Here is a 16,179-nt window from a genome sequence, read left to right on the forward strand (position 1 = left end):
ACCCATGCTGGGCGCACACAAGAAAACGGCTTCCCATTCAGGGAGCCGCTTTTTTTTGGTTCTCTATCCTATGTCTCAAGACAATCCAATTCAACAATCACTGTGGTCCCTTGGCCTTTTTCACTGACAATCTTCATTGTGCCATTGTGCTCCTGGATGATTTTATTGCTGACAGTCAGGCCAAGCCCGATTCCTTTATCTTTTGTTGTATAAAAAGGCGTTCCAAGGTATCGCAGCCGGTCCGATTCGATGCCTGCTCCTTCGTCGGCAATTCTTATCAGTACTTTACCCGGTTCATTCATCTGAAGGTCAATCAGAATTTTTCCGCCATCATTCATTGATTCTATCGCATTTTTTAAGAAGTTCAGAAATACCTGCTTTAGCTGATGCGGATTGCAGGAAAGCATGATAGTTTCTTCTGGATAATCAGTGATGATTTGGACGTTGTTCATCAATGCCTGCGGATGGATGATATTGATCGTACTGTCCAGGATAGACTTCAGATCTTCTTTTACATACCGCACTGCCTGAGGCTTTGCCAGTGACATGAACTCATTGACGATCGTATCGATCCTATCGAGTTCATTCATCATGATGGCAAGGTAATCACTTTGCTTCTCCTTATCGAGACATGTCTGCAATAACTTCGAAAATCCCTTCAACGAAGTCAGCGGGTTGCGGATTTCATGAGCCACACCAGCTGCCAGCTGGCCGGTGACAGAAAGCCTGTCAAGATTTCGGATGGTAGCATCCTGCTTGACCCGGTCCGTAATATTCCTGCCGACACTGACAAAGGACTCTATCTCTTTTTTTTCATTATATATCGGTGAAAAATTGTACTCTGTGTAAACGACATTTTGATCACAAGTGGTAAACTTCTTCCGTAAAATCTGCGGCTCACCTGTTTTAATTATTTCCACCAGTTTTTTATCAAGAATGGCATCTTCCTCAGGAGACAAAAATTCACTCAGGCTTCTGCCTACAATTTGTTCCGGCTTCAGACTGATTACTTTTTCATGTGAAGGTGAAGCATACACAATCATCTTATCCTTATTAATCACCTTGATCATGTCACTCGTATTTTCGGTGATCAATTCATACAATTCCCGGGTTCTATTTAATTCACGCTCCATGCTCACTATTTTCGTGATATCACGGTATATCGCAATGATCGCTATGATTTTCCCATGCTTGTTCCGGAAAGGAGAATAAGAAACTGCAATATCCAGCATGGAACCATCTTTATGGAATCGCTTCGTTATCATATTGGTAAACGCTTTCCCATTCTGGACTTCAGAAATGATTCCCGGGACGAAATCGGGATTTGAAAACTCATAAAAAGTTCTCCCAATCAAGTCTTCTTCTGTATAGCCGAAAATTTCCGTATACTTATGGTTGATCCTTAAAAAACGATTCTCCATATCGACAATAGCAAATCCGTCAGCCGTGCAATCCAAAAATAAACTCAGCAGTTCATCAGGATTATAGATTGTTTCATCATCTGTCCCAAATATAGGGAAACTACTTCGCATAGAGATCTCTCCAAACTTTTTCTACCTTATAACTCTATTTTACAGAAGATTATGATATTAAAAAAGAAGTATTTGATTATCTCTCTAGTAAAAATAATAACCGCTATCTCTAAAAGATAGCGGCAGGAATTATTATAAGGAAAAATGAGCGATTACTTTATCCACCGCAGCCTCCGCCTGATCGATACAACCAGGTATGCCAACACCCTCAAATGACCCTCCGGCAAGGAAAACACCAGGGAGTTCCTCGTCGAGTTTCTTTTTAACATGGGCAATCTTTTCGAGATGCCCAACCGTATATTGCGGCATCGCTTTTCTCCATCGGGATACGACATGGAAGATTGGTTTTTCAGTGATATTCATCGTCTTGTTCAAATCTTTCAACACCAGTTCGACAATTTCTTCATCGGATAATTCGACTGCTTCCTGGTCATCCGGTTTGCCGACATAGCAGCGGAGCAAAGCCATATTTTCAGGGGACGTGCCAGGCCACTTCTTGTGTGTCCACGTACAGGCGGTGATCCGGAAATCACTGTTTCTCGAAACAAGGAAGCCTGTTCCTTCAATATCTTTTTCAATCGCGGATTTCGGGAATGCCATCGCGACATTCGCCACGGAATTGGACGGCATATCTTTGAATTGTTCCATGAATGCATACTCCGAAAGCATGCGTTGCGCATGGAAATGGTCAGTTGTGATGACGACACTGTCCGCTGATTCAACCTCTCCAGTTTCGAAGTGGACTTGATAGGTACCGCCTGTTTTCACTACCTTTTTTACAGACGTTCCTTTGACAACCGTTCCTTGTTCCAGTCGGCTTTCAACCTGGTGAATCAGCTCCTCAAGGCCCGTAGACAATGAGATGAACATTCCTTTTTTAGAACCAGGCTTTTTTACTGTTTTGGGCGGCTTTGGCATCGATTTATTCAATCCAATCACAAGGCTCCGATGCTTCTGCTCGATTTCATAGAAGTTCGGGAACAGCGCCATCAAGCTCAGTTCGTCAATATCGCCAGCATAGATACCTGACAATAGTGGATCAATCAGGTTGTCGACCACCTCGTCGCCAAGGCGATGGCGGAAAAAGGCTCCAAGCGACTGGTCTGCTTTAGGCTCTCCTTTTGGTAAAATGAAATCCCCCGCCGCACGCAATTTCCCGAGCGGAGAAAATAATCCTGATAACGCAAATGGCGTCACCTTTGTTGGAATGCCCATGAAAGACCCTTCAGGCATCGTATGAAGCTTGCCTCTAGCGTAAATATAAGACTTTCCGGCAGTGTTGGAGATGATTTTATCTTTAAGGCCAACTTCTTCTATCAATCTCATCGCACTCTTTTTTCTTGCTATGATCGAATCCGGTCCTCTTTCAATGACGAACCCGTCCCGTTTCTCCGTGCTGATGACACCGCCAAGACGATCGCTTGCCTCAACCAATTTCACTTTAATGGACATTTGCTTTTCTCTTGCTTCCTTTTGGAGATAATATGCTGTCGCGAGCCCAGTAATCCCGCCGCCGACTACAATGACCTTCTTTTCTTCCATTCCGCTCACCTATTCTCAGTAATATATTTTGATTATCCTATATTTAAATTAAGTAGGTATGTGAAGTTTTTAACACATTTAAGTATAGCACCCATAACGAGAAGGAAGATGCCTGTTTTTTTACTAAAATGTGAACGGGGAAATAAGTGAGAATTTTCAGGGCGGGAAATGTAATGGATTATTGCGGAATAGATTTCGATTTTTAAGTGGGGACGGGTGGAATTAAGGATATCGCCTTCGCTCATCGTATAAATATATTAATGAAATGTACCCTTATCGAAGACGGAAACCTCGCATAAGGGCACGTTTAACCCAAGAATCACATATTCATATCTCTTTTACGATAAAAAACGTAGGTCACGATTGTCAGCCCGAACAGCAGCAGAGCTGACAGTGCCAGATAGAGGGGTTCGAACCCGCCTTCCTCCAAAACAAGCTTCGCATCATAATATTTAAATGGAGTCAGGAACTTCAATCCATCCAGCTTTTCATTCATATCAATTGCTATTGATAAAATGAAAAGGATAAGCAAGGTGCCAGTTGCCAGCGATGTGGCTTTTTTGGCGTTTTTATAGATAGCAGCGATTGCGGTTCCGGTAACCAGGAAGATCAGCTGCAGAATAAACATTCCGGCCATCAGTAAGGAAATATCCCCGGTCACGCTCTCACCTTCCGCATAGTATTGGACCATTCCCACAGAGGTAGCGAAGGTCACAATATTGAAAATCAGAATGTTGACCAAAGCGGCTATTAGTTTGGATGTGATCATTCTCGTTCTTGAAACTGGTTTGACAAGCAGGAACTCGACCGTCTTGTCACGCTCTTCCTTGGCAATGATGTTTGAGCCGAGCATCGCTGCGTGGATAGCTCCCATCACAGCCAGGTATAGGAATAAGACTCCAAAATAACCAATCGGTGTGGACAGATCGAGTGAACCCGTTCCCATGATGGCCTGCAGCGATTTAGGCATATCGGCCATCAACGCATTCATCGATTGCCCCGTCACTTCCAGACTTGAGTACTTGCCCATGCCCGCGGCGACCATGAAGATGACACCGATACTCCAAATGATGAGCGACTTGCGATTTGCTTTCATTTCCCTTTTAAAAAGATTCATGACTTTCCCTCCTCCCTAAACGGAATGGACATCTTTTTTAGCATAAAAATAATAGCTGGCCGAGACCGCAGCGATGATAAAAATGACCCCCGCTATGATAAATGAAGTTTCATAGCTTGAGTTTTCTGTGATATAAGCAGAGTCGAAATAATTGAACGGCGTCAAATAACGTAAAGCTTCATCCTCTGTCGTCGAACTGATCATTCCGAGCATGAAAAATCCAAAAACAGTACCTAGTGAAACGGATATCACAGATTTTATTCTCGGGAAAATTACCGAAATGATAATTCCTAGTGCCATGAACATTAGCTGGATGAAAAACAGGGAAATAGCAATCAGGAACAAAGCTTGCTTGTTAAAATCGTCACCTTCTACAATAGACGCCATCACGAAAGTCGCTCCGATAAAAACGATGTTGGTGATTACCAGCGAAACCAGCGCTGCCAACAGCTTGGAAGTGACTACCTGAGTCCTTGTCACTGGCTTGGTGAGCAGGAAGTCGGCTGTCTTTTCCCGTGTTTCCTTTGATAGGATCGAGGTTCCAAGTTTCATAGCCTGGATGGCGCCCGCTAGCTTCAGGTATAGGAATGCGTAAGAGAAAAAACCAATCAATGTCGCGATGCTGTCCACTGACAATCCAATTGCTTTCCTTAATTCAACCGGGAATCCTTCAAGCAGCTTCTTAAACTCTTCTGCATCCTTTGAAAAGGAAGGAAACATTGATAAAAACAAGACAACCATCGCCACCAACGACAAGGTCCAAATAATAGTCGACTTTCGATATGCCTTCAGTTCATGAAGGAATATATTCATGTTCTATTCCTCCTTTTCATAGTAATGCATGAAGATCTCTTCCAAGTCAGGCTCCTCGACCCATAGGTTCGCAATCTCGATTTCAGCAATTTTCTTCATGATGGAATTGATGTTGCCTCTGAAAAGGAAGCTGACCAATTCACCGTCCTGCTCAAGCTGGTTCACACCGTCAATATTGAAAAGGGTTTTATCGATTACGGAATTGGTTTCGATTTTGAATTTCTTGTAGGTGTTTTCTTTTAACGTGCTGATTTTCTCGACAGTGACAATCCGGCCATCCTTGATAATCGCAACCCTGTCGCACAGTCTCTGCACCTCGCTGAGAATATGAGAAGAAAAGAGAATCGTCGCGCCTTTCTTGTTTTCTTTTTCAAGAAGGTCAAAGAACTTCTGCTGCATGAGCGGATCCAGCCCGCTCGTCGGTTCATCAAGGATAATTAGCTTCGGTTCATGAAGCAGTCCCTGAACGATGCCAACCTTCTTTTTGTTACCAAGCGAAAGGTCATCGATTTTCTTCGTAAGGTCGAGCTCCATGATGTCAGCAAGCTCTTTAATCCGCTTTGTGCAGTCCTTTTTGTAAAAGCTTGCGGAATACTTGAGCAGATCCATAACCTTCATATTGTCATAGTAAAATACCTCAGATGGCAGGTACCCGATATCCTTTTTGATTTCCGGAGCAGCGGTGATGATATCTTTTCCAAATATCGTCGCGCTGCCGCTCGTTGGATAAATCAATGATAGTAACGTCCTGATCGTCGTTGATTTCCCTGCGCCATTCGGGCCAATGAACCCGAAAATTTCTCCTTCCTTCACATTGAAACTAACATCCTCAATTCCCCTGGCCTTGCCGTACATTTTAGTCAGATTTTTAATCTCAATCACGTTCATGCCAGACCCTCCCAGATTATAATTCTTTTTATCTTTTCATTCTCTTTTTCTTAGACATTCTTGTAAAAAGCCTTCTTCATCATCTCGATATACACTTCGACTTCTTTGAATGCTTCATCAAAGTCGTGATGTGCTTTGTTCAGCTTTTTGGCTTTTTCTAATTCCTGGTTGCTGAAGCCCTGGAGTGTCCACATTATGATGTTGATGGCTCGCTGGATGTCGACTCCAGCCCTGAACCTAGTGATGTCAATATTCTCGAATAGCCTGCTGTAACTTGCCTGGATCAGCTCTGTATTTGTGTTATTCAATATTTCCTTTACTTCTTCCGCGGTTTCCATGGAGGCTGCCACCATGAAGTCGAATACTTCCGGATGCCTTGCCATCAGTTTGTTTTTCAGGATCATCAGCGTTTTCATCCGTTCGAAAATGTCGCGTTCGCTCAGGTCCAATTCATTAAAGAACTCTTCTACCATCACACCGGCAAAGTGGTTATAAAGGAACAGATAAAGTTCTTTCTTGTTATTAAAATAGTGGAATAGCAGTCCTTTTGAGATGCCTGCTGATTTGACGATTTCATTCGTGGATGCCTTTTCGTATCCTTTCAGGGCAAACTCCTTTAGAGCGGCGTTCAGGATTCGTTCTTGCTTTTCAGGATTCAAGCTTAAAAACTTTGAAGACATAACGCCCTCCTTAAATTATTATTGACCACATCGGTCAATTACATCTTACTCCTCATTGACCACATCGGTCAACAATGTTTGTGGCAAAATTTTCGACAAAAAAGAGACTGCACCAAATGGCAGCCTCCCTCTTCTAACTTTATTTAATTTCACGGATCACGGCTCTGACAGGACTGCCGTCACCCTGTTCCAGCGGCAGAGGCAGAGCAGCGAGCTCGTATTCTCCTGGTTCAATTTTATCAAGTACCAATCCTTCAAGGATATGAATGCCCTGGCTGTTCAATTCATGGTGGGCCCTCAGTTCCTTGCTATCCAATGGATCGACCGATGGCAAATCAAGACCAAGCAATTGCACTCCTTGCTCAGCAAGATAAGCAGCCAATTCAGGCTCGATATGCGGAATAGATTCAGGGAACACAGTCTTATCCTGCCACGCGTCCGTACGGATCATCAAACGCTTGACCCCCTGCAAATCCAAAGATTCTACTTCCTTAACTCCGATACTGGCTGGATTTTGCAAATGGATGACCTTTGCAGGGCCGATATAAAGGTTAAAGTCGAGATCGATCACTTTTCTTCCATCGTTTTCGAAATGGAAAGGCGCATCGATATGCGTGCCGGTATGCGTGCTCATCGTCACCTGTCCGACATTCACAGAGCCGCTTTCTTCCATTCCCCAGCTCACTTCATAATGAAATGGAGTGTCGCCCGGCCAAACAGGAATTTTATCATTTAAAACCTGCGAAATATCAATCCAATTTCCCATACTGTTTCCTTCTTTCTTTTAAGCTCTTTTCTCAAACTATTGACTACAAAATAGGATTGAATGACACTTTTTCTTTGCATCCTTGACTCCTTTATAAAGAGAAAAGAGCATGCAAACTTAATACCGACCAGCAAAATAACTTTATATACGTTAAAATCGGCTTTAGGATTTTAACAACAATCTCTAGTAATCAGCCCTTATTTTATAGCTTCGTCCTCAGGCTCCATAGCTCAGGGAAAAATCGGTGGTCTACGACCTTTTTCAGATAGGATACACCGGCGGAACCGCCTGTTCCAGTTTTGTGGCCGATAATCCGTTCCACCGTACTCATATGGTTAAAACGCCAAAGCTGCTGCTGGCTGCCGATATCGACAAGCTTCTCCGCAAGCTCATATAAATCCCAATATTGATCGACGTTACGGTACACCGTCAGCCACGCTTCCTCGACACTGGCATTTGGTTCGTATGGAGCAGACCAATCACGATTTAAGGCTGCATCATCTATCGGCAGGCCGCGCATCGCCATCGCACTGATCGCCGCATCATAAATCGACCGTTCATACAGCGCATCCTCCATCTTTTTATACAGGTCCGCATCGTGCTTATAAACAGATAGAACATGAGATTGTTTTTGTCCCAAAGCAAATTCAATCAAACGGTTCTGATAGGATTGAAAACCTGATGAATGGCCAAGCTTGTCTCGGAATTCCATATACTCAGCCGGAGTCAGCGTCGATAGTACACTCCACGACTGGATCAGCTGCTGCTGGATCCTCGACACCCTCGACAGCATCTTAAAGGATGGCTCCAGGTCATTTTTACGGATGCAGTCAATCGCCGCGCTCACTTCATGTAAAATCAGCTTCATCCACAGCTCGCTAGCCTGGTGGATGATGATGAACAGCATTTCATCATGGTGATCAGACAAGCGGTGCTGGCTCGATAAGATGTTATCCAATTGCAGATAACTTCCGTAAGACAGCTCTTTTGAAAAATCGGTATGAATTTCATGTGAAGTTTTTTGTTCTTCCTTCATTGCCAGACTCCCCCCTACGCTACAACTCCGCGCTCATTGCTGAATTTCTCGTATAATTTATGATCCATGATTTCTTCTAACATCTGGACAGCATTCCAGACATCAGTGTAAGAAGTGTATAGGGCCACAGGTGCCAGTCGGACGATGTTCGGAGCGCGGAAATCAGGGATGATTCCTTTTTCCTTCAACGCCTTGCAAATCCTTGCTGCTTCTTTGTGCTCAAGACTGACATGGCCGCCACGTTTAAAATCTTCAACAGGACTGCCGATTTTAAAACCTGCTTCGCCTAACTCATGCTGAATCAGGTCCATTAGATATTGATTAATCCTCAATGATTTTTCGCGGATATTCTGAATTCCCGCTTCGGCGAACATTTCCAATGAGCCAAGTAAAGGAGCAAGGCTCAACACATGTGGTGTACCAATCTGGTAGGCACCGGCATTCTCTGCAGGTGTCAGAACATGCTCCATATCAAACTGTTTATCTTTCCTTGAACCGAACCAACCTGCAAGACCAGGCTTCGTGCCAAAATGCTTCGAGTTCACATAAAGACCTGCCACAGCCCCTGGCCCGCCATTCAAATGCTTATAATTGCACCAGTAGGCAAAGTCGACTCCCCAATCAGAGAAAGCATGAGGAATTGCGCCAATTGAATGGCAGCCATCGAAGCCAATAAGGATTCCACGCTGGTGAGCCCCCCTTGTCAACCGCTCCATATCGAGGATTTGCCCACTGCGGTACAGCACAGTCGGCAGCACAACAAGCGCAATTTCTTCGGTCATTGCCTCAATGATATCGTCCTCAGCCAAGAACCTGCCATCCCTGCTTTTCACTCTGATCAGGTGCGTATCCGGATCATAGCCATGGATTCGCAGCTGGCTTTGAAGCGCATAGATATCGGACGGGAAATTCAATTCATCAGCAAGAATTTTTGTCCTCTTCCCCTCAGGCTTATAAAAAGTAGCCACCAGCTGATGCAGGTTGACTGTTGTGGATCCGCTTACAATAACCTCTTCAGGAGCGGCACCAACAAGCGGAGCAGTCAATTCTCCTAGTTTTTCAGATAAATAGAACCACGGATGGTTGCCTTCCATCCAGCCATCGATGCCAAGCTCGCGCCAGTCGGCCAATGATTCAAGCAATGTTTGTTCAGCCCGCTTTGAAAGAAGACCAAGCGAGTTTCCATCAAGATAGATTGAATCAGGTTTCAGGTAAAATTCATCCCGGTAACAGGCTAATAGATCTTCGCGGTCAAGCTGTGCGGCAAATTCCGCATCAGGTTGAAAAGAATAAGGCTTCATCGTCATCTCTCCCATTCCATTTGCAACTAGAGAAATCGTAACAAAGAACAGAAGCAAGCGTCAACAAAAGGTCTGATAATTCTAAAAAGAAAAAGCAGCCCCATTGAGGCTGCTTAAGCAAATCGATAATAAATCAACACAAAGGTCGATAAGACGAAAATGAAGTTCAAAAATATAAAGATGAATTGGTCCACTCTTGTTTTGTGCATTTTAATTGGCGGATTATAGAAGGATACGCCTTCGATGATGAAGATGATCAGGACAATATGAATCATAAAGTGGCCGATGATTTCAGTAAAACCGAACAACATTGTCGTTAAAATAAAAATCGTTGTGACCACAAAACCAAGCACTCGATTCAGGATACCGACAACCAGCAAGTAGCCGACTACGAATTCTACAAAAGCGGCCATGACGATAAAAGCTGCTGGTTCAAAGCCGAAGGTAGGTACCTGGTGGTTTGCGACGATATCCAGCGACATGGTTGGGTATACCCATTTTTCAACGGCGACCCAGCATAATGAAAGTCCTGTCCCCAAATATAAGAATGGGAAGCCAACGTTTTCAAGCTTAGTGCTGCCGACAAGCAGCACGCCGATGATAGCCACATAAAAACCGTAATCAAGCATATAAAAAATACCATGCTTTACCGTGACCATGATAAATAGGATCAGTAAAATGGATGCCCCTAATTTTGTTGAGATATGGTGCGGAACAAGGAGCAGGCCAATCGTGACCCACGCTAAAACCGTCATCAAGCTGCTGTCCAACTGGAACTCCGGTGCAAACAAGGTACCGTTTGTGACCTGGATAATCAAGGCCGCTGCCGTTCCGTACTTCAATAAGTATCGGGAATACTTCCGGAACCCTGAAAGGTAATCATCCCACTTTTTGATTAGCGGCATTTGAGCCATTTTCGGAATAATAATAGTCAATGAAGCGAGAACAACTGCCGCCAGTATGGCAAGACCCATAAATAACGGCGATAAAATATTTTCAATACTTTCTTTCTTTGGCGCAACTTCGGTAAACCACTTTACGTGAGCATTTGTATATAAAGGTGTCAGAATGAGTCCGAACACAATAAAGATTTGCAACAGTTTTTTCACTATAAAACCTCCTGGCATATAAACACTATCTAGATAGTAATAATACTACTGAATCATAAGATATTAGCAGCAGAGTTTTGAACTTTATGTGAATCTTTTCACAAAAATATCTTTGGATAGTTTTACTATACAAAGTTTGCCCTGTCACCAAGCTAGTATGCTTTTTTAATCAAGTATTAATGGGTATATTGGTGATAAGGAACTAAGGATGGTGAGAAAACTCTTGAGACGTTTATTTTCCCTCGTGATTTTAGGGGCTTTGTTTTACTTTGCATGGCCATTTTTAACGAATGAAAAAGATTTTCAAAGTTTAAATACTGAAATAGATAAGTTAAAAGAAAATCCCGAACTCAGCAAAGCATTGGAAACGGTGAACAGCGGGATCAATCAGCTGATATGGCAGTTAAATGAGAAAAAGGAAGAATTGACGCAGGAAGAGCAAAACCTTTTGCCTAAAGTGGCTAAGCCCGAGCTGGAAACACCTTCTGAAAAAACATTCACCATCCATAATATTGGCATTGGCGATGCGAAACCTGAAGTAGAAGCTCAGCTTGGTGATCCTAAACGGGTTTCCGTGAACGAGTATGGAACAGAGTGGCATGCTTATCATGAGAATTTCCAAAACTTCATCATGATTTCATACAGCAAAGATGGGGTTGTGAATGCTTTGTATACAAATCAGGATTTGGTTGCGGCTAAAAATGGAATCAAGTATGGCACTCCAAAGGAAACAGTCCGTCAGACACTTGGGGAGCCGCTTAGCGAAATAAGGAAAGGACTTGTCTATTACCAGTTTCAAAAGGACCAGGACTATGACGTCTATAATTTGGATGACAGCTATGTGACGGTTTTTTATGATAAACATAAAAACAATACCGTGACAGCAATCCAGATGGTCAGCGAAAAGCTGGAACAAAGCAAGGCGGGTTTTTATACGGAGGCAAGTGAGGCATTGAAGGAAGGATTTGAATACCAGCTGTTTGATCTGACCAATGCTTCAAGGTTGATGCACGGACTTGGCATTCTTACCTGGGACGACGAGGTGAGAGTCACTGCCAGAAAGCACAGCGCCGATATGGCGGAAAACTCATATTTCAGCCACACGAACCCTGAAGGCCAGTCGCCTTTTGATAGGATGGCTGAGGATGATATCGCGTTCTCGGTCGCCGGGGAGAATCTTGCGTATGGGCAGTTCAGCAGCATCTTTGCCCACGAAGGATTGATGAACTCGCTCGGCCACCGTGAAAATATTTTGAAATCCGACTTTAAGCTGCTCGGTGTCGGCGTCGCGTTCGGGCCGAAGCATGAGCCTTATTTTACAGAGAACTTTTATAGTAAGAGGAAGTTTTAAACCGAGTTAAATCGCTCGGTTTTCTTTATTACTGCTGGAAAAAATCGCGGATAATTTCCAATTCGCTATAAAAACGAAAAAATCGCTATAAAAAAATTTTTTTCGCTATAAAAATCAGAAAATCGCTATAAAAAATCTATTTTCGCTATAAAAATGAAAAAATCGCTATAAAAAATATGAAAGTCGCTATAAAAAATCTATTTTAACTATATAAATCAGAAAGCCGCTATATAAAATTAAAATTTCCGCTATATTATCGTGAACAAGCATTAGAAAGTCCAGATTTCAATACAAGTTCCAACTCTTTTTCATGCGTGAATTCATTTTATTGGCGGTTTTCACAACTTTATTGGCGATTTTCACCTGCTTATTGGCGAAAATCAAATTATATTGGCGAACTGGAAATTTTGGGCGCTTTTTCCCAGTTCACCAATAACAAAAACCGCTTAATCACAGCACTCGATTAAGCGGTTTTCCTAACAATATTTACTTCACACGCGGGAATCCAAATCCTGAAGCATAGTCATCACCAGATGCTGCTCCTGATCCGCCAAGGATATCGTTACCTTTTGCACGGTTCTGAAGCTCAGCACGAAGTTGTGTATGGCTCATGTTTGGATTGGCAGCCCAGATTTTCGCTGCCAATCCGGAAACGTGCGGTGTTGCCATTGATGTACCACTAATTGTGTTGTATGAACCGTCATACCAGGTAGATTCGATTGCTCTGCCTGGTGCGGACAGCTCCACATCAAGCTCACCAATGACATAGTCACCATCTGTAAGCGGATTTCCGCGGGATGAGAAGTCAGCGACACGGTATGTACCGTTTTCCTGGACATCTTCTAAAGCTGCTACTGCTACTGCATTGGTAAGCGCACCTGGGTAACCAATAGTATTGGCGTTCGGTCCGCTGTTACCTGCTGCGGCAACTACGAGGACGCCTTTTCCATATGCATAATTAACAGCATCAGCAATCATCGCACTCTTGCTGCTTGATCCAAGTGACATCGAAATAACGACTTTTGAGCCTGTTCGAACTGCTTCATCCGCAGCATGCCTAATTGCTCCTGCGATGTCATCAGAATAGCCTGATCCTCTGTCATTCAACACTTTATAAGCCCAAAGGTCAGCATCTGGTGCCACTCCGTAAATTCCCAAACCAGATCCGCCATGAGCAAGGACTGTTCCTGCAACATGAGTTCCGTGTCCATTTTTATCGGAACAAGAATTATTAACCAGCGGTGACTTTCTCTGTGTAAAATCCTTACATTGTTCATCGCTTCCTGCTAAGTCAGCATGGTTTACGTTGACTCCAGTATCGAGAACCGCTACTTTTACACCGTTACCACCGGATGTTGCCTGTAGATTGTTATCATTATAGATTGCTTCCATCCCCCATGGTGTTTGATCGGTTGGCGATGCCTGGGCTCCTGCACCCGGCTTTGCATTCACCTGTACCTGGGAAACTGCTTCAACTTGAAGGTTCTTATTTTTCAATAGTGCCTGGTATTGCTTTGCATTAACAGTTGTTGTAAAACCATTCGCTCCGAAGTCCCATCTTTTGCCGAACTGATCCTTTGCCTTTGCTTGTTCAGCTTTTGGCCCTTGAATTAATACCCGGTAAGAATCCTGTGCCTCTGGCGCCTGGCCAAATGCCCCAGCCGTGAACATAGATAAACCCATTGTCATGCTTAATAGTGCGGCTCCTAGTACTTTCTTCTTTTTCATTCAACCACTCCTCTGCATTTTATGGTGTTGCTGGTTTTACAGAATCTATTATATTTAAAATATTCTGACATCAACAATATGCTAAACTAATCATTTTTGAGTCTTTTGAATCAGGAGAAAATGCACGTTTACAAAAAAGTCACATGTATTAAGTTCTATTTTGAAATTTTCCCAATATCAAAAGAACCAAAAAGAGTGACCATTTATTTACAGGTCACTCTTTTTGGTTGGAAAATAATAGGATATTATTCACTTGTATTTCTAAATAAAGAGCAGCAAGCTGACGGCCATGACTGCCATCCCCGCGACCAAACCATAAATGGCAAGGTGTGATTCATCATACTTTTTAGCTGCCGGAAGCAGTTCATCAAGTGAAATGAAGACCATGATTCCCGCTACAGCTGCAAAAATGACCCCAAACATTATGTCATTCAGGAATGGCATTAGGAATAGGTAAGCCGCAAGAGCGCCGATCGGCTCGGATAAACCGGACAAGAATGATAGTTTAAAAGCTTTCTTCTTATCACCAGTCGCAAAATAAACCGGTACGGAAACGGCAATTCCCTCAGGAACGTTGTGTATGGCTATCGCGATGGCTATCGCGACACCCAAAGCCGGGTCCTGTATGGCCGAAGTGAAGGTGGCAATTCCTTCAGGAAAATTGTGTATCCCGATCGCAAGAGCTGTGAATGTTCCCATTTTCAGCAGGGCAGCATCGGTGGCAGGTTTGGAAGGAGCATTCATGTCCTCGACTTTTTTCAGTTCATGAGGATTTCCCTGCTTTGGTATCAACTTATCGATCAAGGCGATCAGCAGGATACCCGCGAAAAAACCGCCGACCGTTGCCCAGTTGCCTAATTGCACGCCCATCGCAGAAACAAGTGCATCCTTCGCTTTGACAAAAATTTCAATCATCGACACATAAATCATCACACCTGCTGAAAACCCAAGTGCTATTGAAAGAAATTTTGTATTGGTCCGCGATGTGAAAAAGGCAAGAACACTGCCAATTCCAGTGGCAAGACCTGCAAACAATGTCAAACCAAATGCAAATAAAATTTCCTCTGTCATTTTTATTCTCCTTTGAATATCAATTTTGAGCCTGCGCCGTAAAATTAACATAAAAGAATACAATAATTCTTAATTTATGCCGCAACACGAATTTTGTTTCACGAACGAAACTTTTGGGCACTTTTATGACCAAATGATGGTCAAATGCTAAAATGTTTCCTTTGGTCAACTTTCAGGGTGCAGGATTCCTTTTATTAAAAATAATATATGCGTTCGTATTAAAAAGTTTCCTTTGGTCAACATTGTATCGCAAAGGAAACTTGACCTGCAACTAAATAATTTTAGAATGTTCATAATTTGCTCCATTACCATTAAAAAAAAACCCTGCAGAACACTGCAGAGGCTCAATAATTACCTATAGATAACTTTTAATTTCATATTCTGCTTTTTTCTCCTCCAGCCAGTTTGGATATTCCGCCTGGACTTTCTGGTCAAATAGCAATTCCTTGATTTCTTCCTTATGGTCATCAAAATTTGCTGTCTTCGCTGCTTTTTTATCAATAAGCTTAATGATATGGAAACCGAATTCTGTTTTAACCGGCTCGCTGATTCCATTGACTTCCATTCCGAATGCAGCATTCTCGAATTCCTCAGCCATTTCTCCTTTTCCAAAATACCCGAGGTCTCCTCCGTTAGCACTATTAGATGAGTCTGTTGAATATTTTTTTGCCAGTTCGGCAAAGTCTTTTCCATTATCAAGCTCTTCTTTTACCTTCTTGGCCGTTTCCTCATCTTCTACCAGTATATGGCTCGCCTTCACCTGTTCCTTTTGGTCAAAAGAATCTTTATTTTCATCGAAATATGTCTTCATTTCCTCTTCAGTCACTTCTATAGAAGGTCCGATCATTTTTTCTGCGAGCAGGTAAATTTCGATGTCCTCCCTGATTTTGTCCATTGATACCTGGTTTTGCTCAAGTGCCGAAGCAAATGCTTCTTCACCGCCATATGATTCCTGCAATTTTGTTAACTCTTCATCTATCTCATTCCCCGTTACTTTTACCTTTTCCTTTGAAGCTTCCATTTCAATCACCTTGTTTGTGATTAAGGAATCTAAGATATCTGCACCATACATTTCTGTCAATTTTGTATTTAGTTCTTCCTTTGTGATTTTCTCCCCATCAATGCTCGCTGCAGTTTCTGTTTTGGCAAAAGCTGTTGTAAAAATCAGGAGAAGCCCTAAGAAAACCACTGTGAATACCATTAAGAGTTTATTATTTTTCATAAAAGAAATCATTATTTCCCTCC

Annotated in this window: 14 protein-coding genes; 1 reads left to right on the forward strand and 13 read right to left on the reverse strand. The window is 42.8% G+C overall.

Translation table 11 applies throughout. From position 1 onward, the window contains the following. Window positions 1-68: 68 nt before the first annotated feature. The 10 genes from J7E32_RS17530 to J7E32_RS17575 form a co-directional block, all read right to left on the reverse strand. Window positions 69-1,532 carry a PAS domain-containing sensor histidine kinase gene (locus tag J7E32_RS17530; RefSeq protein ID WP_214909972.1) on the reverse strand — a complete coding sequence of 488 codons (1,464 nt, stop codon included), beginning with the start codon at window positions 1,530-1,532 and terminating at the stop codon, window positions 69-71. A 132-nt stretch (window positions 1,533-1,664) separates the two neighbouring features. After that, window positions 1,665-3,074: a protoporphyrinogen oxidase gene (hemY, locus tag J7E32_RS17535; protein ID WP_214909974.1), complete on the reverse strand. Its 1,410-nt coding sequence runs from the start codon at window positions 3,072-3,074 to the stop codon at window positions 1,665-1,667. 319 nt (window positions 3,075-3,393) lie between these two features. Beyond that, window positions 3,394-4,191, reverse strand: a complete 798-nt coding sequence (locus J7E32_RS17540; protein ID WP_214909976.1) for an ABC transporter permease subunit — start codon at window positions 4,189-4,191, stop codon at window positions 3,394-3,396. A 15-nt stretch (window positions 4,192-4,206) separates the two neighbouring features. Continuing rightward, window positions 4,207-5,004 (reverse strand): ABC transporter permease subunit, encoded by a 798-nt coding sequence (locus tag J7E32_RS17545; protein ID WP_214909978.1) that lies wholly within the window; start codon window positions 5,002-5,004, stop codon window positions 4,207-4,209. A gap of 3 nt (window positions 5,005-5,007) precedes the next feature. Continuing rightward, window positions 5,008-5,892 carry an ABC transporter ATP-binding protein gene (locus tag J7E32_RS17550; protein ID WP_214909980.1) on the reverse strand — a complete coding sequence of 295 codons (885 nt, stop codon included), beginning with the start codon at window positions 5,890-5,892 and terminating at the stop codon, window positions 5,008-5,010. Between the two features lie 50 nt (window positions 5,893-5,942). Continuing rightward, a complete protein-coding gene (locus tag J7E32_RS17555; protein WP_214909982.1) occupies window positions 5,943-6,572 on the reverse strand; it encodes a TetR/AcrR family transcriptional regulator in 630 nt (209 codons plus the stop codon). 139 nt (window positions 6,573-6,711) lie between these two features. Continuing rightward, a complete protein-coding gene (kynB, locus tag J7E32_RS17560; RefSeq protein WP_214909990.1) occupies window positions 6,712-7,338 on the reverse strand; it encodes an arylformamidase in 627 nt (208 codons plus the stop codon). Between the two features lie 202 nt (window positions 7,339-7,540). After that, window positions 7,541-8,374, reverse strand: a complete 834-nt coding sequence (gene kynA, locus J7E32_RS17565) for a tryptophan 2,3-dioxygenase (RefSeq protein ID WP_214910001.1) — start codon at window positions 8,372-8,374, stop codon at window positions 7,541-7,543. Window positions 8,375-8,388: 14 nt separating this feature from the next. Then, a complete protein-coding gene (gene kynU, locus J7E32_RS17570) occupies window positions 8,389-9,675 on the reverse strand; it encodes a kynureninase (protein ID WP_214910003.1) in 1,287 nt (428 codons plus the stop codon). A 113-nt stretch (window positions 9,676-9,788) separates the two neighbouring features. Further along, the gene (locus J7E32_RS17575; protein WP_483297617.1) at window positions 9,789-10,787 is read right to left on the reverse strand and encodes a hypothetical protein; all 999 of its coding nucleotides are present in this window, start codon (window positions 10,785-10,787) and stop codon (window positions 9,789-9,791) included. Window positions 10,788-11,007: 220 nt separating this feature from the next. On the opposite strand from J7E32_RS17575, the gene J7E32_RS17580 reads away from it, so the two are divergent. After that, complete coding sequence (locus tag J7E32_RS17580; RefSeq protein ID WP_286183407.1) at window positions 11,008-12,135, forward strand: CAP domain-containing protein; 1,128 nt, start codon at window positions 11,008-11,010, stop codon at window positions 12,133-12,135. Window positions 12,136-12,621: 486 nt separating this feature from the next. On the opposite strand, the gene J7E32_RS17585 is transcribed toward J7E32_RS17580, so the two are convergent. The 3 genes from J7E32_RS17585 to J7E32_RS17595 all read right to left on the reverse strand — a co-directional run bounded on the left by J7E32_RS17585 (window position 12,622) and on the right by J7E32_RS17595 (window position 16,156). Then, window positions 12,622-13,863: a S8 family peptidase gene (locus J7E32_RS17585; protein ID WP_214910008.1), complete on the reverse strand. Its 1,242-nt coding sequence runs from the start codon at window positions 13,861-13,863 to the stop codon at window positions 12,622-12,624. A gap of 261 nt (window positions 13,864-14,124) precedes the next feature. After that, window positions 14,125-14,934 carry a zinc transporter ZupT gene (gene zupT, locus J7E32_RS17590; protein ID WP_214910010.1) on the reverse strand — a complete coding sequence of 270 codons (810 nt, stop codon included), beginning with the start codon at window positions 14,932-14,934 and terminating at the stop codon, window positions 14,125-14,127. A gap of 355 nt (window positions 14,935-15,289) precedes the next feature. Next, window positions 15,290-16,156, reverse strand: a complete 867-nt coding sequence (locus J7E32_RS17595; RefSeq protein ID WP_214910012.1) for a peptidylprolyl isomerase — start codon at window positions 16,154-16,156, stop codon at window positions 15,290-15,292. Window positions 16,157-16,179: the final 23 nt, after the last annotated feature.

Origin of the sequence: Bacillus sp. ISL-55, from assembly GCF_018613155.1 — a bacterium.
GTDB lineage: Bacteria > Bacillota > Bacilli > Bacillales > Cytobacillaceae > Mesobacillus.